Origin of the sequence: Pseudomonas sp. GM25, from assembly GCF_000282255.1 — a bacterium.
GTDB lineage: Bacteria > Pseudomonadota > Gammaproteobacteria > Pseudomonadales > Pseudomonadaceae > Aquipseudomonas > Aquipseudomonas aphyarum.
The window spans coordinates 37,404-51,696 of record NZ_AKJQ01000008.1 but is presented as its reverse complement, the minus strand read 5'-3'; the positions used below and the strand labels follow the sequence as shown (position 1 = coordinate 51,696).

At 63.5% G+C, this 14,293-nt stretch carries 15 protein-coding genes; 4 read left to right on the top strand and 11 right to left on the bottom strand.

Annotation, left to right across the window (positions count from 1 at the left end; all coding sequences use genetic code 11):
• The 11 genes from PMI24_RS02585 to PMI24_RS02540 all read right to left on the bottom strand — a co-directional run.
• Positions 1-567 (bottom strand): Plug domain-containing protein (locus PMI24_RS02585; RefSeq protein ID WP_007951047.1); only part of this gene is annotated, 567 nt, incomplete at its 3' end.
• Between the two features lie 162 nt (positions 568-729).
• The gene (locus PMI24_RS02580) at positions 730-2,109 is read right to left on the bottom strand and encodes a PepSY-associated TM helix domain-containing protein (RefSeq protein WP_007951046.1); all 1,380 of its coding nucleotides are present in this window, start codon (positions 2,107-2,109) and stop codon (positions 730-732) included.
• Between the two features lie 79 nt (positions 2,110-2,188).
• Positions 2,189-4,309: a TonB-dependent copper receptor gene (locus tag PMI24_RS02575; protein WP_007951045.1), complete on the bottom strand. Its 2,121-nt coding sequence runs from the start codon at positions 4,307-4,309 to the stop codon at positions 2,189-2,191.
• 84 nt (positions 4,310-4,393) lie between these two features.
• Positions 4,394-4,840 (bottom strand): DUF2946 domain-containing protein, encoded by a 447-nt coding sequence (locus PMI24_RS02570; protein ID WP_007951044.1) that lies wholly within the window; start codon positions 4,838-4,840, stop codon positions 4,394-4,396.
• 21 nt (positions 4,841-4,861) lie between these two features.
• Complete coding sequence (locus PMI24_RS02565) at positions 4,862-5,341, bottom strand: copper chaperone PCu(A)C (RefSeq protein WP_007951043.1); 480 nt, start codon at positions 5,339-5,341, stop codon at positions 4,862-4,864.
• A 48-nt stretch (positions 5,342-5,389) separates the two neighbouring features.
• On the bottom strand, positions 5,390-5,791 hold the full coding sequence (locus tag PMI24_RS02560) for a DUF2946 domain-containing protein (RefSeq protein ID WP_007951042.1): 402 nt from the start codon (positions 5,789-5,791) through the stop codon (positions 5,390-5,392).
• A gap of 112 nt (positions 5,792-5,903) precedes the next feature.
• The gene (locus PMI24_RS28665) at positions 5,904-6,227 is read right to left on the bottom strand and encodes a helix-turn-helix domain-containing transcriptional regulator (protein WP_007951041.1); all 324 of its coding nucleotides are present in this window, start codon (positions 6,225-6,227) and stop codon (positions 5,904-5,906) included.
• Positions 6,228-6,231: 4 nt separating this feature from the next.
• A complete protein-coding gene (locus tag PMI24_RS02555; RefSeq protein WP_027613575.1) occupies positions 6,232-6,567 on the bottom strand; it encodes a type II toxin-antitoxin system RelE/ParE family toxin in 336 nt (111 codons plus the stop codon).
• A gap of 56 nt (positions 6,568-6,623) precedes the next feature.
• Positions 6,624-7,349 (bottom strand): cobalt-precorrin-6A reductase, encoded by a 726-nt coding sequence (locus PMI24_RS02550; protein ID WP_007951040.1) that lies wholly within the window; start codon positions 7,347-7,349, stop codon positions 6,624-6,626.
• Positions 7,346-8,443 carry a cobalt-precorrin-5B (C(1))-methyltransferase gene (locus tag PMI24_RS02545; RefSeq protein ID WP_007951039.1) on the bottom strand — a complete coding sequence of 366 codons (1,098 nt, stop codon included), beginning with the start codon at positions 8,441-8,443 and terminating at the stop codon, positions 7,346-7,348. The genes PMI24_RS02550 and PMI24_RS02545 overlap by 4 nt, the downstream gene beginning before the upstream one ends.
• The gene (locus PMI24_RS02540; protein ID WP_007951038.1) at positions 8,436-9,647 is read right to left on the bottom strand and encodes a bifunctional cobalt-precorrin-7 (C(5))-methyltransferase/cobalt-precorrin-6B (C(15))-methyltransferase; all 1,212 of its coding nucleotides are present in this window, start codon (positions 9,645-9,647) and stop codon (positions 8,436-8,438) included. Before PMI24_RS02540 ends, PMI24_RS02545 begins: the two co-directional genes overlap by 8 nt.
• A gap of 144 nt (positions 9,648-9,791) precedes the next feature.
• Here PMI24_RS02540 and cobG point away from each other — a divergent pair, with 144 nt between their 5' ends.
• The 4 genes from cobG to cobJ are packed head-to-tail and all read left to right on the top strand — an operon-like array spanning position 9,792 to position 14,143.
• Positions 9,792-11,090, top strand: a complete 1,299-nt coding sequence (gene cobG / locus PMI24_RS02535; RefSeq protein WP_007951037.1) for a precorrin-3B synthase — start codon at positions 9,792-9,794, stop codon at positions 11,088-11,090.
• A complete protein-coding gene (locus PMI24_RS02530; RefSeq protein ID WP_007951036.1) occupies positions 11,083-11,709 on the top strand; it encodes a precorrin-8X methylmutase in 627 nt (208 codons plus the stop codon). Before cobG ends, PMI24_RS02530 begins: the two co-directional genes overlap by 8 nt.
• Positions 11,706-12,440, top strand: coding sequence for a precorrin-2 C(20)-methyltransferase (locus PMI24_RS02525; RefSeq protein ID WP_007951035.1), 735 nt, complete (start codon positions 11,706-11,708; stop codon positions 12,438-12,440). The genes PMI24_RS02530 and PMI24_RS02525 overlap by 4 nt, the downstream gene beginning before the upstream one ends.
• Positions 12,440-14,143, top strand: coding sequence for a precorrin-3B C(17)-methyltransferase (gene cobJ, locus PMI24_RS02520; protein WP_007951034.1), 1,704 nt, complete (start codon positions 12,440-12,442; stop codon positions 14,141-14,143). The genes PMI24_RS02525 and cobJ overlap by 1 nt, the downstream gene beginning before the upstream one ends.
• Positions 14,144-14,293: the final 150 nt, after the last annotated feature.

Sequence of the window (14,293 nt, the reverse complement as noted above, 5' to 3'; positions counted from 1 at the left end):
CTGGCGGTCGAAGGAGCCGTAACCGACGCGCACGTGGTTTTTGATTTCACCTTCGAACGGCTTCTTCGGGATCACGTTGACCACCGCGCCGGTCGCGCCTTCGCCGTACAGCACCGAGGCCGGGCCGCGCAGCACGTCAACGCGCTCCACCGACCAGGTGTCGACCGGAAACGTCACGGTGCCCATGCCGGTGTACATCCGGTTGCCGTCATACAACTGCATCACCGAGCTCTGTCCGGTAAAGCCCCGAGCCTGCAACGAAGTGCCGCCATCGCCCGGTGTGCCGGTTCGGCTGATGCCGGTGCTGCGCGACACTGCGTCCTGCACGCTGCGATCGCCACGGGCGCGGACTTGCTCGCCGCTGAGGCTTTCGACGCTGGCCGGGGTTTCCATGGCCGTGAGGTTCAGGCGCGAGCCGGCGCTGGTCGGCGTGGTCAGGCTGACGGTCTGGTCGTCATTGGCCGGTGCGGTGATGGTGCCGGTGGGCAGCGTCAGCGGGGCGTTGTCGGCGTGGGCGCTGTTGTTCAGGGCGAACAGACAGAGGCTGGACAAGAGGTACTTGTTCATCGGGGCGGTGAATCACTTCTTCAAAAGAAAAGCCCGCAGGCTCATGACAGTGCATGGCTGCGGGCAGAGCAGCAAATTTGCGTTATACAGTAACACTAAAAATTGCCGGAGTTTAAGCCCCGGCAGTTTAAAGATCTGTCTAAATCGCGCATCTCGCCTGTTTCATGATGAAGTTGAGGCAGATTCAGCTTGTCGGCCCAGACGCGACAACAGCAGCCGATCCAGCAACCACACCACCACCAGCGAAGCCCCCACCAGCGGAAACACCACCGCCAGAACCAGCATGATCGCCACCCCGGTTTTCCACTTCGGCAGATCGTGACGCAGCGGCGGCACGCCGAATTTTCCTTGCGGGCGACGCTTCCACCAGATCACCACGCCGCTGACGGCGCTGAGCAGAATCATCAGGCAGATCAGCAGCACGATGATCTGGTTGAAGGTGCCGAACATCTTGCCTTCGTGGAGCATCACGCCGATCTCGGTAGCTCGGGCAACAGCGCCGTATTGCTCGAAACGCACATCGGCCAGAACTTTGCCGGTGTACTGATCGATGTGCAGGGTCGCATCGTTGCGTGGGTCGTCGGCGAACACGGCGATGGTGAATACGCCGGTGGCAGTGGTCGGCATTGTGATGCTGTAGCCCGGCTCGACCTTGCGCTCAACGGCGATGTTCTGCACGTCCTGCAGGCGGATGGTCGGTGCGGCGGGGCCGTGTTGCATGCCGCCGTGGGCCATGTGTTCGGCGTGGTCGCCGGACATCGGCATCGGGGTGTTTTCCATCGCCCAGGGTACGGTCTGGCGGGCGGCGTTGTTGAGGCTGCCGGCCTCGACGTCGGAGGTCGGCACGTTGTCCCACATCGCCGCCGGGAACACGTTCCACACTTGGGCGTACTGCTTGCCCCAGAAGCCGGTCCAGGTCATGCCGCTGAGCAGCATCACCAGCAGCAAGGCCGCGCCCCAGAATCCGGTAACAGCATGCAGATCACGCCACAGCACGCGGCCGCGACTGCTCAGCCGAGGCCACAGAATCCCCGCTGCCTGACCTCGCGGCCACCACAGGAAAACCCCGGACACCACCAGCACCACGCCCCAGCCGGCGGCCATTTCGATCAGTCGGTCACCGACGGTGCCGATCATCAGTTCGCCGTGAATCGTCCGGGCGATGGCTTGCAGGTTCTGCTTGGCATCCTGCTCGCCGAGGATGTCGCCGTGGTACGGATCGACGAATACGTTCAGCTCATGGCCGGCATTGGCCACGACAAACTGCGCGCTGCGCTCGGCATTCACCGGTGGCAGGTACTGGGTGACCTGGCCCTGTGGATAAGCGCTTTTGACCTTTTGCAGCAAGTCGTCGGCCGGCACCGTGTGATGCCCGGCGGGGACGTTCAGCAGGCTGCTGTACATCAGCGAATCGAGTTGCGGCTTGAACAGGTAAATGATGCCGGTCAGGGCCAGCATCACCATGAATGGCGCGACGAACAATCCGGCATAAAAATGCCAACGCCAGGCCAGGTTGTAGAAATTCGGTTTGGGCTGTTTCATCACGTGTGCTCCGCTTGGCTTGGATCTTCTAGTTGTCTGTTGCCGCCCGCTCCCTGAAGGGAGCGAGCGCCCTTCAGGGTTAGAAACTCATGTCCACCTTGGTCCAGAGCGTGCGCCCCGGTTCATTGATCGCTTGCGGGTCGTTCGCCGGGTAGCCGAACCCGGCGTTGCCCGCCAGGTTCAGGTGTTCGGCGTAAGCCTTGCCGAACAGGTTGTCGACGCCGGTACTGACCTTCCAGTTTTTGTTGATCCGGTAGGCACCGTTGAGCGAGAACACGCCGAAGCCTGAACTCTTGTCGTAATCCTTGCCGACCACGTTGCCCTTGTTCTGGTCGATACGGTTTTGCGCGGCGACCACCCTCCACAGTGCGCCGGCGCTCCAGTTGTCTTCGGTATAGGTCAGACCGAAGCGCGCATCCAGCGGCGGCATCTGCGGCAGAGCCTTGCCGTCGCTGCTGTTCTTGCCCCAGGCGTAGGCCAGGGTCGCATCGGCTTTCCAGTTGTCGGTGAGTTTGTAAGCGGCACCGAGTTCACCGCCCATGATCCGCGCGTCGATGTTCTCGGCGCGGGAAGTGCTCATGCCCATCATCCCCGGGGTGTAATCGAACAGGATGTAATCGCGCACCTGGCCGATGTAACCGGAGGCCCAGGCTTCGAGCTCGGCGCTCTTGTAGTTCACGCCGAAGTCGAGCTGAGTGGTCTTTTCCGGCTTGATCGAATCGAACGCATTGACCGAACCGGCCGGGCCGGACTTGGGCGAAAACAGCTCCCAGTAATCCGGAAAGCGCTGAGCGTGGCCGAGGCCGGCGTAGAGCGTGGTCGGGCTGTCGGCCAGGTCATGCTCGTAACGGATGAAACCGCTCGGCAGGGTGTCGGCACGGGTATCGCCGGCAGTCGGGTTCGGGCGGGACATCATTCCCGAGCCGGTGGTCTGTCGGAAATCCTTGGCCGAGGCACGGTCGACACGGGCGCCGGTGATCAGCCGGTCGCGATCGGCGGCGTACCAGGTCATTTCGCTGAACACCCCGTAGTTATGGAAGTCGGCGTCCTTGGTGAACGGCTGATCCTTGTAGGTATCGATGCCCATGCCGCTGCGCTGCCGGTGTTCGTTGGTCTGCGCGTCGAGGCCGGTGATCAGCTGGATATCGGCCCAGCGCCAGGTCGCCTTGATCCGTGCGCCGAGGGTACGGCGGTCGACGTTGGACGCCATGGGCCCGGCCATCATCCCGGTGCCGGACGGCGTGCGCAGGGTGTAGTTGTCCATCACGTGGTCGGCGTAGTTGTAGTAGACCTGGGCTTCGAGCTTCTCCAGCACATCGGTGATGTTGGATTTCTCGACGCGCAGACCGAGGCTTTCGCGCAGGAATTGCGAACCGTCCATGCCGCGTCCGGCGTAGCGTGCTTCGCCATCGCCCTTGCCGGCGGTGAGTTCGATCAGGGTGTCGGCGTCCGGGGTCCAGCCCAGCGCCACGTCGCCGTTCCACTTGTCATAGCGCGAGGCAACGATGTCGTTGTTGCCGTCGCGGTAGTCGTCGGAATGCGCGGTGTTGCCGATCACCCGCACGTAGCCCAGCGATCCGCCGGCCGCCGCATCGACGACCTTGTCGAAGCGCCCGTGGGAGCCGGCCAGTACGCTGGCGTTCACCCGGGTGCCGAGCTCGCCGAAGCTTTCCGGCTCGCGGTCGAACAGGATCGTGCCGGCCGAGGCGCCGGGTCCGTAGAGCACGGTTTGCGGGCCTTTGATCACGGTGAGCTTGTCGTAGGTCTCGGGCGAGATGTACGAGGTTGGCGCGTCCATCCGGCCGGGGCAGGCGCCGAGCATCATGCTGCCGTTGGTGAGGATGTTCAGGCGCGAACCGAACATGCCGCGCAGCACCGGATCACCGTTGGTGCCGCCGTTGCGCACCAGGGCGAAGCCGGGAATCGTTTTCAGGTAGTCACCGCCGTCGCTGGCCGGCACCGGTTGGCGCGGGTCTTTCGGGTTGGTGACGATGGTCAGCGGCGAACTCGGGGCGATGGCGGTGATCACCGTCGGGCTCAGCTCATCAGTGTGGCCGGCGTGTTCGTCGGCGTGGACCAGCGGGGACAGCAGGACGCCGCAAAGGACGGCGGTAGCGTGCCTGAAACGAACGCGGGATTCGTTCAGGGCAAAGGACGCCGGGGCAGAAGCCGGGCGTGGGACAGCAGAAAACCTGGACATGACAATTTCCATCAAACAGTCGTAAACGACACGGCCGGCAGCCTGAGGCTGTCTTCTCAACCGTGTGCAATCAGAGGTGGGTGTTTACGCTGCGACGGGCGGGGCGCGGGTGCGGGCGCCGGGGAAGAAGGTCTGCCGGGCATGGCCCAGACGCGGGGAGGGTGGGGTGAAGGTGTTGACGAGTGGAATGCTGAAAGTGGCGAAGCTGCCGCCGCCGGTCAGCGCCGGGCAGTTGAACAGCAGGCTGCAATAACCGCATTTTTCCCACAGCACATGGTGCGAGGATTGCGGTGGGCAGTGTTCGGTGGTGGGCTGCGCACCGTGCCCGGAATGATCCATGCCCGCCATGTCCATCGACATGTCCATGCTCATCGGCATGGAGGTCGAGGCGTGCTGATCCATCGGCATCGACTGGGAAATCAGCGGGCCGATGAAGATCATCAACATGGCGAACAGGGCGATCCAGCTGCCGCGGGTCAGGTGTTCAGTCTGACGGCGTTGCAGGGAGGGCCTGGCGCTAATGGGGCGCATGGGCGGAGTCTGCCGGAACGGTTACTGGGCGTGCGCGTGGGCTTGCGTGGCTTCCGGTGGCTTTTTCTGCACGGCGACTTCGACGGTCACGTCACCGGCCTTTTCGAAGTGCATCGTCAGGGGAAAGCGCTTGCCGTCGGTCAGCAGACTGCGGTCGGTCGGATTCATCAGCATCACGTGATAGGCCATCGGCGCGAAGGTCACGTTTCCACCGGCCGGGATGGCCACGTTCGGCACCTGTTGCATCTTCATCAGATCGCCCTGCATCACGTGCTCGTGCAGTTCCGCAGTCGGGGCGATGGGCGAGTCGACGCTGAGCAGGCGGTCAGCCGTCTTGCCACCGTTGTGAATGATGAAATACGCGGCAACCGTCGGCGCGTTCGGCGGCAGTTCCTGCGACCACGGGTGGGCGATTTCCAGCTCGCCGGCCTTGTATTCGTGGGCATGGGCGAAGCACGCAGGCAGCAACAGCGCAGCTATGACGATGAATTTGTTCAACATGGCAGTTCTCCAGAACGATTTGAAACGCAGGTCAAATGCGGGAACAAATCAAACCAGAGGAGAGGCGCGGGGATTGAGGCTCGGCCATTGCTGGCGAGGTGTCGGAGTTTGCAGCAAGGCGGGCGCCACGCTGCGATTGCTTTCGTATCGGGCGAAATACAGCTGCGGCGAATGCCCCGGCAACGCCACCACCGGCGCCGATCCGGAACAGCACCAGCAATGCTGCATGGTCGAATGATGGTCACCGCTTTGCGGCGCTTTCTGATCGAGGCTGCCGATGTCGATCGCCACCATCTTCGTCCCGCTGCCGGTGCAGAAACTGCTCCACAGCAACTGCTCGGCCGGCGTCTGCGCCGCCTGCGCCATCGCTCCCGTCAACGGCATGGCGAGCATGTTGAACAGCACTGCAAAGCAGGCGATCCAGGCAAATGCGAGCCGGTGTCGGTTCATGGGACAGATCCGTAGGGTGGGCGATCAGGCGCGGCTATTTAGCCTGATCAGGGCCGATAAGTAAAAAAGCGTCGTGCGGTTTGGTGTCGCAGCGATCTCATCAACCAATCGCTCAGTTCACTGGTACCGCGTGAACCTCCATGTCTACTCCCAGCGTAGCTCGGATTACCGAAAAAATTTTTGCCAGATTGTCCATGCTCGGGTTGCCTTTGGCGGACAACATTCGATGCAGGCTTTTGCTGGGCTTTTCAGTTTCCCTTGCAAGTTCTTCGAATCCGACAGTTGCATTGACGAGGTCGCGCAAAATTATCCTGGCAACTTCTGGCTCGCCATTCAGAAAAAGCGTTGCGGCTTCGTCCAGTAATGCCTGGGCAAATTCGGGATCACGTTGTGCACGCTCTGAAATTGAAATTTTGTAGCTTCGAGTGAGCGCCATCAAATTACCTCTGGTTCTGTTCAGCTTTTTTTCGAGTTCGAAATTCGGCTATCAGTGCTTTCACCTGTTTGATGTCCTGTCTCTGTGTGGATTTATCTCCTCCACCGAACAAGATAATCAGTCGTTTTCCCTCTTGTATCAGATAAATTCTATAGCCAGGACCCCAGTTTATTTTGTATTCGCCGAGACCATCGAACCACTTGATGTTGGAGGTGTTGCCCGCTTCCAGCCGTGCCAAGGCTTTCGAAACCCTCGCTGCGGCCGGCACGCTCAAAGTGGAGATCCAACGGCCAAACGGGCTTGAATCGTTTTCTTGTAGATATTCTTCGAGTGTGATCACAGTCGGCCCTGAAGGTAACAAATAGGTTACTTATCATGCAAGCCGTGGATCTTGCCTCAGGAGTTGATTGTCTCCAATTCAACAAGTGTTTCTTGAAGCGTCCAAAACTCCCGATCAACCCCCGCCAACTCCGGCCGCTTCAACACCATCACCGGCACCCCAAGCTCCCGCGCCACGTCCAGCTTCGGCTCGGTTGCGGTGCTGCCGCTGTTCTTGCTGATCAGCACGTCGATCTGCCGGCGTTCGAACAGCGCCCGTTCATCCTCCAGCAGAAACGGTCCACGGGCGTCGATGACTTCGCAGCGTTCGTTGCCGGGGTAGGCGTCGAGGGCGCGCAGGGTCCAGAACTGGTGCGCGGGGATTTCGTCGAGGTGTTGCAGCGGTTCGCGGCCGAGGGTGAACAGTGGGCGACGAAAGGGTTCGAGGGCAGTGATCAGTTCGGCCCAGTCGGCGACTTCGCGCCAGTCATCGCCCGGCTGTGGTTGCCACGCGGGGCGGCGCAGGGCCCAGCAGGGGATGCCGGTGAGTTGCGCGGCGGTGGCGGCGTTCCGGCTGATCTGTGCGGCGTAGGGATGGGTCGCGTCGAGCAAAAGTGTGATGCCTTCGTCGCGAATGAACTGCGCCAGACCTTCGGCGCCACCGTAGCCGCCGACGCGCACCTGACACGTCAGATCGGTCGGCACCCGGCCGACGCCGGCCAGGCTGTAAATGTGTTCCGGCCCCAACGTGCGCGCGATGGCCAGCGCTTCAGTCACGCCGCCGAGTAACAGGATTCGCTTCATACAAAGGCTCCCGCATGGCCAACGATGCCGCCCTGACGATCAATCGCAAACACTTCGACCTGGACCTGCGCCGGCACCACGCTACGGGCGAATTCCAGAGCATGGCGGCAGACCTCATCGCCCAGCGCAACGCCAGCCGCGTTGGCCATCGCCAACGCCTGCTGACTGGTGTTCGCCCCGCGAATGGCTTGCTGCAACGCATCGTCAGCACCAATCGCCGCCGCCCATTCGGCCAGTTGCGGCAGGTCGATGCTCGAATGGCGCGAGTGCAGATCCATGTGCCCGGCCGCCAGTTTGCTGATCTTGCCGAAGCCGCCGCACAGGCTGAGCTTATCCACAGGTACTTTGCGCAGGTGCTTGAGCACGGCGCCGACGAAGTCGCCCATTTCGATCAGGGCGATTTCCGGCAAGTTGTAGACCCGGCGCATGGTGTCTTCGCTGGCGTTGCCGGTGCAGGCGGCGATGTGCAGGTAGCCGTTGGTTTTCGCCACATCGATGCCTTGATGGATCGAGGCAATGTACGCCGCGCAGGAAAACGGCCGGACGATGCCGCTGGTGCCGAGGATCGACAGCCCGCCGAGAATGCCCAGGCGCGGGTTCATGGTTTTCAAAGCCAGGGCTTCACCGCCCTCGACATTGACCGTCACCTCGAAGCCGCCGCGATAGCCGGTTTCTTCGGCGAGCAGCGTCAGGTGATCGCTGATCATCTTGCGCGGCACCGGGTTGATTGCCGGTTCGCCTACGCCCAGCACTAGCCCCGGTCGAGTCACAGTGCCGACGCCTTTGCCGGCGATGAAGCGGATTCCCGGCTCGGCCATCAGTTGTACCCGTGAATAGAGCAGGGCGCCGTGAGTCACGTCCGGATCATCGCCCGCATCTTTGATCGTCCCGGCTTCAGCGCCGTCATCAGTCAGTCGACAGAACTCCAGGCGCATCTGCACCTGCTTGCCCTTGGGCAACACGATCTGCACGGCGTCCGCCACCACTCCGCCGAGCAGCAGGCGGGCAGCGGCGAGGCTGGTGGCCGTGGCGCAGCTGCCGGTGGTCAGGCCGCTGCGCAGGGGCGCGGGTTGTTCGGCGGTTTCGTCACGCATCGAGGGGTTTGACCAGATCGAGCAGGGTGATCGGCAGGGCCTGGCGCCAGGTGTCGAACTCGCCCAGCGGCTGGGCCTGGGCGAGGTGGATGCGGGTCAGCTCGCCGCCGTGGCGTTCGCGCCAGCTCATCAAGGTCATTTCGCTTTGCAGGGTCACGGCGTTGGCGACCAGGCGGCCGCCGGGTTTGAGTTGTTCCCAGCAGGTGTCGAGCACGCCTTCGCGGGTCACGCCGCCGCCGATGAAAATGGCGTCCGGACGCTCCAGCCCGGCGAGTGCCTGCGGGGCACTGCCGCGAATCAATTGCAGGCCGGGCACGCCCAGCGCATCGCGGTTGTGTTCTATCAACTGTTGCCGACCGTCATCGGCCTCGATAGCCAGAGCGCGGCAGCTCGGGTGAGCGCGCATCCACTCGATGCCGATCGAGCCACTGCCGGCACCGACGTCCCACAGCAATTCGCCCGGTGTCGGGGCGAGGCGGGCGAGGGTGATCGCGCGCACGTCGCGCTTGGTCAGTTGGCCGTCGTGCTGGAAGGCCGAGTCCGGCAGGCCGGCGAGGCGCGACAGGCGCGGTGTCTGCGGATCGGCGAGGCACTCGATGGCGATCACGTTGAGGTCGGCAATGAGTGGATCGTTCCAGTCGTTGGCGGTGCCGTCGATCCGGCGCTCGGTGTCGCCGCCCAGATGTTCCAGAACACTCAGACGACTGGTGCCGAATCCGCGCTCGCGCAGCAATGCTGCAACAGCCGCCGGACTTTGTCCGTCATTGCTCAGCAACAACAGGCGCACGCCGCTGAACAGTTGTGCGTTGAGGGCCGCAAGCGGGCGAGCCACCAGCGACAGCACGCTGACATCCTGCAACGGCCAGCCCAGTCGGGCCGCCGCCAGCGAGCAGGACGACGGCGCCGGCAGAACCAGCATCTCGGCCCCCGGCACCTGCCGCGCCAGACTCGCGCCAACGCCGTAGAACATCGGATCACCGCTGGCCAGCACGCACACCGCTTCGCCACGGCGCTCGAGAACCGGGACTAGGGAAAACGGGCTCGGCCACAACTGGCGCTCGCCACGGATGCACACCGGCAACAGATCCAGCTGACGCTGGCCGCCGATGATCCGCGAAGCGCCCAGCAAGGCGCGCCGGGCATTCTTGCCCAGGCCCTTGAAGCCGTCTTCACCGATTCCTACTACTGTCAGCCAGGGTGACATCTGTAGCCCCTCAAAAAAGTGTCCGCAAACGCGCCGTTCCGACGGGCAGACTTTTCATGCCGTCGGACAAAGCAGGCATAATACCGCGCCTTCGCCCGCGAAGCGCCTTTCCCACAGAGCTGCCAGCCCTTGAACGAACGCCCGATGTCCAACGCCATACGCCCCTCGGCCTGTCCGGGGTTGCTGCGTATCGTCCAGGCGCTGGATGGCGGGATCTGCCGGATCAAGCTCGATGGCGGGTCGATCACGGCCGATCAGGCCGATGCGGTGGCCAACGCCGCCGAGCGGTTTGCCGGCGGGGCGATCGAGGCGACCAACCGCGGCAATCTGCAGATTCGCGGGATCGGCGAGCAGTCCGCCGCGCTGATCGACAGCCTGCTGGCCGCCGGTCTCGGGCCGCGAACCGCAGCGGGTGACGATGTGCGCAACCTGATGCTCAGCCCTGCCGCCGGCATCGACCGGCAGATGCGCTTCGATACTCGTCCAGTGGCCGGGCAGATCCTCGAAACCCTGCAAAGCCATCCGCGCTTCCACGAGCTGAGCGCCAAGTTCGCCGTGCAACTGGATGGCGGTGAAGCGCTGGCGATGCTCGAACATCCCCACGATCTGTGGTTGTCGGCATTCGAAGAGTGCGGCGACACGCTGTTGGCGTTCGGCCTGGCGGGTTGTCCGACGGATCGACCGCTGGCCGCTGTGGCGCTTGCGCACGGACATGCGCTGGTGGTCGCGGTGCTGGAGTTGTTCCTCGATCTGGCCCGTCCGGAGCAGGCGCGAATGCGCCATCTGCTGGATGAATGCCCGGCGCCGGTGTTCCTGGAAAAACTCGCCCAGCGAATCAACCTGAAAGCCGCCGCTGATTGGCAGCGCGAAGCCGGACCGGAAGGTTTGCACCTCGGCATCCATCCTCAGCAATCGGCCGGTCAGGTCTATGTCGGTGCCGCACCGGCGCTCGGTCGCCTCGATCCGGACATGCTGCGTGGCGCCGCACAACTGGCCAGAACCTTCGGCGACGGCAGCCTGCGTTTCACCCCTTGGCAGAGTCTGTTGCTGCCCAATGTGCGGGAAACCGATGCGGTTCAAGTGCTCGACGAATTGGGCAAGCTGAACCTGCTGCCCCACTTCGAAGATCCCTTAGCGCACCTGATCGCCTGCACCGGCGCCAACGGCTGCGGCAAAGGCCTGGCCGACACCAAACACGATGCCCGCCTGCTGGCTACGCTGTTGCCACACGCCGTGGATGTGCACCTGTCCGGCTGCTCGCGTTCCTGTGCCGCTGCGCATCGGGCGGCGGTGACGCTGCTGGCGGTCGGCCCCGGTCACTACGATCTCTATTTTCGCGATGCAGCCCTGCCGGGATTCGGCGCGCTGCACGCTCACAACCTTACTATCGAAGCGGCGGCGAAATTGCTCGCCGCCCGCTCACGGAGCCCCCTTGATGCTTGATTACATCCGCGACGGTCAGGAGATCTATCGCAACTCCTTCGCGATCATTCGCAGCGAGGCCAACCTGGCTCGCATCCCGGCCGACCTGGAAAAACTCGCCGTGCGGGTGATCCACGCCTGCGGCATGGTCGAGGCCATTGACGGGCTGCAATTCTCCGAGGGCGCGGGCAAGGCCGGGCGCGATGCGCTGGCCGCCGGCGCGCCGATCCTGTGCGATGCGCGGATGGTTTCCGAGGGCGTGACCCGTGCGCGCCTGCCGGCCAACAACCAAGTGATCTGCACCCTGCGCGATGACAGCGTGCCGGATCTGGCGCGCGAGCTGGGCAACACTCGCTCGGCAGCGGCGCTGGAACTGTGGCGCCCGCATCTGGAAGGCAGCGTGGTGGTGATCGGCAACGCGCCGACCGCGCTGTTCTATCTGCTGGAAATGCTCGACGCCGGTGCCCCGAAACCGGCGCTGATCCTCGGCTTCCCGGTGGGCTTTGTCGGCGCTGCCGAATCCAAGGCCGAGCTGGCCGCCAACAGCCGTGGCGTGCCGTTCGTGATCATGCAGGGCCGCCTCGGCGGCAGCGCCATGGCCGCCGCCGCGGTCAATGCCCTCGCCACGGAGATCGAATGATGCAGGCTCAAGGACGTTTGATTGGCCTGGGCGTCGGCCCCGGTGATCCGGAACTGATTACCGTCAAGGCCTTGCGCCTGCTGCGCGAATCGCCGGTGGTGGCGTACTTCGTGGCCAAGGGCAAGAAGGGCAACGCGTTCGGCATCATCGAAGCGCACCTGCAGGACGCGCAGAATCTGCTGCCGCTGGTGTACCCGGTGACCACCGAAGTGCTGCCGGCGCCGCTGTCCTACGAGCAAGTGATCAGCGATTTCTACGATGACGCGGCAGAAGAAGTCGCCGCGCATCTGGATGCCGGTCGCGACGTGGCGGTGATCTGCGAAGGTGACCCGTTCTTCTACGGCTCCTACATGTACCTGCACGATCGCCTCGCCAGCCGTTACGAAGCCGAAGTGGTGCCGGGCGTCTGCTCGATGCTCGGCGGCGCGTCGGTGCTGGGCGCGCCGCTGGTGTATCGCAATCAGAGCCTGTCGGTGCTGTCCGGCGTGCTGCCTCACGATGAACTCAAGCGCCGTCTGGCCGATGCCGACGCGGCGGTGATCATGAAGCTGGGGCGCAACTTTCCGAAAGTGCGCGACGTGTTGGCAGAGCTGGGCCTGGCCGAGCGTGCGCTGTACGTCGAACGCGCGACCATGGCCAACCAGAAGATCGTACCGCTGGATGAGGTCGAGCCGATGTCGTCGCCGTACTTCTCGCTGATCATTGTTCCTGGCGAACGGTGGCAAGGCTGATGACTCAATCCACACCGGCCATCGTCATCCTCGGCCAGGGCGCGCTGGCCACGGCCCGTCGCCTTCAGCAGGTTTATCCGGCTGCACAGATTCACGGGCTGAAAGGGCGCGTCGATGGCGCCGACCTGACTTACAGCGACTTCGGCGCGACCCTGCGCGAGCTGTATCAACAGGACACGCCGATCATTGCCCTGTGCGCGGCCGGCATTGTCATTCGTACCCTGGCGCCGCTGTTGCTGGAGAAAGGTGTCGAGCCTCCGGTGCTCGCCGTGGCGGAAGACGGCAGTGCCGTGGTGCCGCTGCTCGGTGGCCTGGGCGGAGTGAATGTCATGGCTCGCGAGATGGCGGCTGCACTTGAAGTGGCAGCGGCGATCACCACCAGCGGCGAATTGCGTTTCGGTACCTGCCTGCTCAATCCTCCCGGCGGTTATGCCCTTGGCGATCTGGAGCAGGGCAAGCGCTTTGTCTCCGACTTGCTCGCCGGCCACAGCGTGCGCATCGACGGTGCTGCGCCGTGGCTTGAGCAGGCGCAACTGCCGGAAGATCCATTGGCGCAGCGTTCGATTCATGTGGGCAGCGATGCCCGCGCGGCGAGCACCAGTGAGTTGCTGATTTATCCACGCAGTGTGGCGGTAGCGGTCGGTGCCGATGTGGCCGGTCTGCCGGATGCGATTCGCGACGCGTTGCAGCAGGCCGGTGTAGCTATTCAATCGCTGGCCTGTCTGGTGGCGGCTGATACACAGATGGCCAGTCCGGCGTTGCGTGAAGCCGCGCTTGAATTGGCTGTGCCGTTGCGCTTTGTCGCGCCGGCGAGTGACATCGTTGAGCTGGTTCGCGATGCAGTCCCCGACGCTCGAATCATCACAACATCCCGCGACATTGCCATCGCCGTGGCCGAACAGCCGCTGGATGTTTCGCAGGTCGGCCGTCCACGCGGTCGCCTGGCCGTCATCGGCCTCGGCCCGGGTGCGGCAGAGCTGATGGTGCCGGCGGTGAAAGCCGAACTGGCCCGAGCCACCGACGTGCTCGGTTACGAAACCTATGTGCGCATGGCCGGCCCGTTCCGCGACGATCAGGTGCAGCATTGCACCGACAACCGCGAAGAAATGCAGCGTGCCCGTCACGCCTTCAGGCTGGCGGCTCAGGGCCGTTCGGTGATCGTCGTTTCGTCCGGCGATCCGGGCGTGTTCGCCATGGCGGCGGCTGTGCTCGAAGCGTTGCACGAATCGACGGATCCGGCGTGGCACAGCGTCGATCTGGAAATCCTGCCGGGTGTTTCGGCGTCGCTCGCCACCGCCGCTCAGGCCGGTGCGCCGCTGGGCCACGACTTCTGCGTGATGTCGCTGTCGGACAACCTCAAGCCGTGGTCGATCATCGAGAAGCGCCTGGATCTGGCTGCCGAGGCGGATCTGGCATTGGCCTTCTACAACCCGATCTCCCGTGCCCGTCCGTGGCAACTGGGGCGAGCGCTGGAAATCGTCGCGCAACACCGCACGCCGCAAACGCCGGTGGTGTTGGGCCGCGATATCGGCCGTCCCGGACAGGCGTTACGCACCACCACGTTGGGCGCATTGACTCCGGATCAGGTCGATATGCGCACCATGGTGTTGATCGGTTCGTCCACTACGTGCACCTTCCCTCGCCCGGAAGGCGGGGAGTGGGTGTATACACCGAGATGGTACGGGGACAAGCCCGTAGCCTGATACCGTTATATTAGTTTTCGATAAAACCAGAAAAGGCCGCGAATTCGCAATTCGCGGCCTTTTTTGTTTGTGCGCATTCTGAAGTTTGTATTTGTTTCAATAGCGTTTGTTTGAGTGGTCTAGTGTTGATGGATGTTTCGTTGGACATTG

What these genes read in the sequence shown, in the direction of transcription:
- PMI24_RS02580 (WP_007951046.1), bottom strand. Translation starts at nt 2,109, where the DNA reads ATGAAACAGCCCAAACCGAATTTCTACAACCTGGCCTGGCGTTGGCAT.
- PMI24_RS02545 (WP_007951039.1), bottom strand. Translation starts at nt 8,443, where the DNA reads ATGCGTGACGAAACCGCCGAACAACCCGCGCCCCTGCGCAGCGGCCTG.
- PMI24_RS02540 (WP_007951038.1), bottom strand. Translation starts at nt 9,647, where the DNA reads ATGTCACCCTGGCTGACAGTAGTAGGAATCGGTGAAGACGGCTTCAAG.
- PMI24_RS02530 (WP_007951036.1), top strand. Translation starts at nt 11,083, where the DNA reads ATGCTTGATTACATCCGCGACGGTCAGGAGATCTATCGCAACTCCTTC.
- cobG (WP_007951037.1), top strand. Translation starts at nt 9,792, where the DNA reads ATGTCCAACGCCATACGCCCCTCGGCCTGTCCGGGGTTGCTGCGTATC.
- PMI24_RS02550 (WP_007951040.1), bottom strand. Translation starts at nt 7,349, where the DNA reads ATGAAGCGAATCCTGTTACTCGGCGGCGTGACTGAAGCGCTGGCCATC.
- PMI24_RS02565 (WP_007951043.1), bottom strand. Translation starts at nt 5,341, where the DNA reads ATGTTGAACAAATTCATCGTCATAGCTGCGCTGTTGCTGCCTGCGTGC.
- PMI24_RS02560 (WP_007951042.1), bottom strand. Translation starts at nt 5,791, where the DNA reads ATGAACCGACACCGGCTCGCATTTGCCTGGATCGCCTGCTTTGCAGTG.
- PMI24_RS02525 (WP_007951035.1), top strand. Translation starts at nt 11,706, where the DNA reads ATGATGCAGGCTCAAGGACGTTTGATTGGCCTGGGCGTCGGCCCCGGT.
- PMI24_RS28665 (WP_007951041.1), bottom strand. Translation starts at nt 6,227, where the DNA reads ATGGCGCTCACTCGAAGCTACAAAATTTCAATTTCAGAGCGTGCACAA.
- cobJ (WP_007951034.1), top strand. Translation starts at nt 12,440, where the DNA reads ATGACTCAATCCACACCGGCCATCGTCATCCTCGGCCAGGGCGCGCTG.
- PMI24_RS02570 (WP_007951044.1), bottom strand. Translation starts at nt 4,840, where the DNA reads ATGCGCCCCATTAGCGCCAGGCCCTCCCTGCAACGCCGTCAGACTGAA.
- PMI24_RS02575 (WP_007951045.1), bottom strand. Translation starts at nt 4,309, where the DNA reads ATGTCCAGGTTTTCTGCTGTCCCACGCCCGGCTTCTGCCCCGGCGTCC.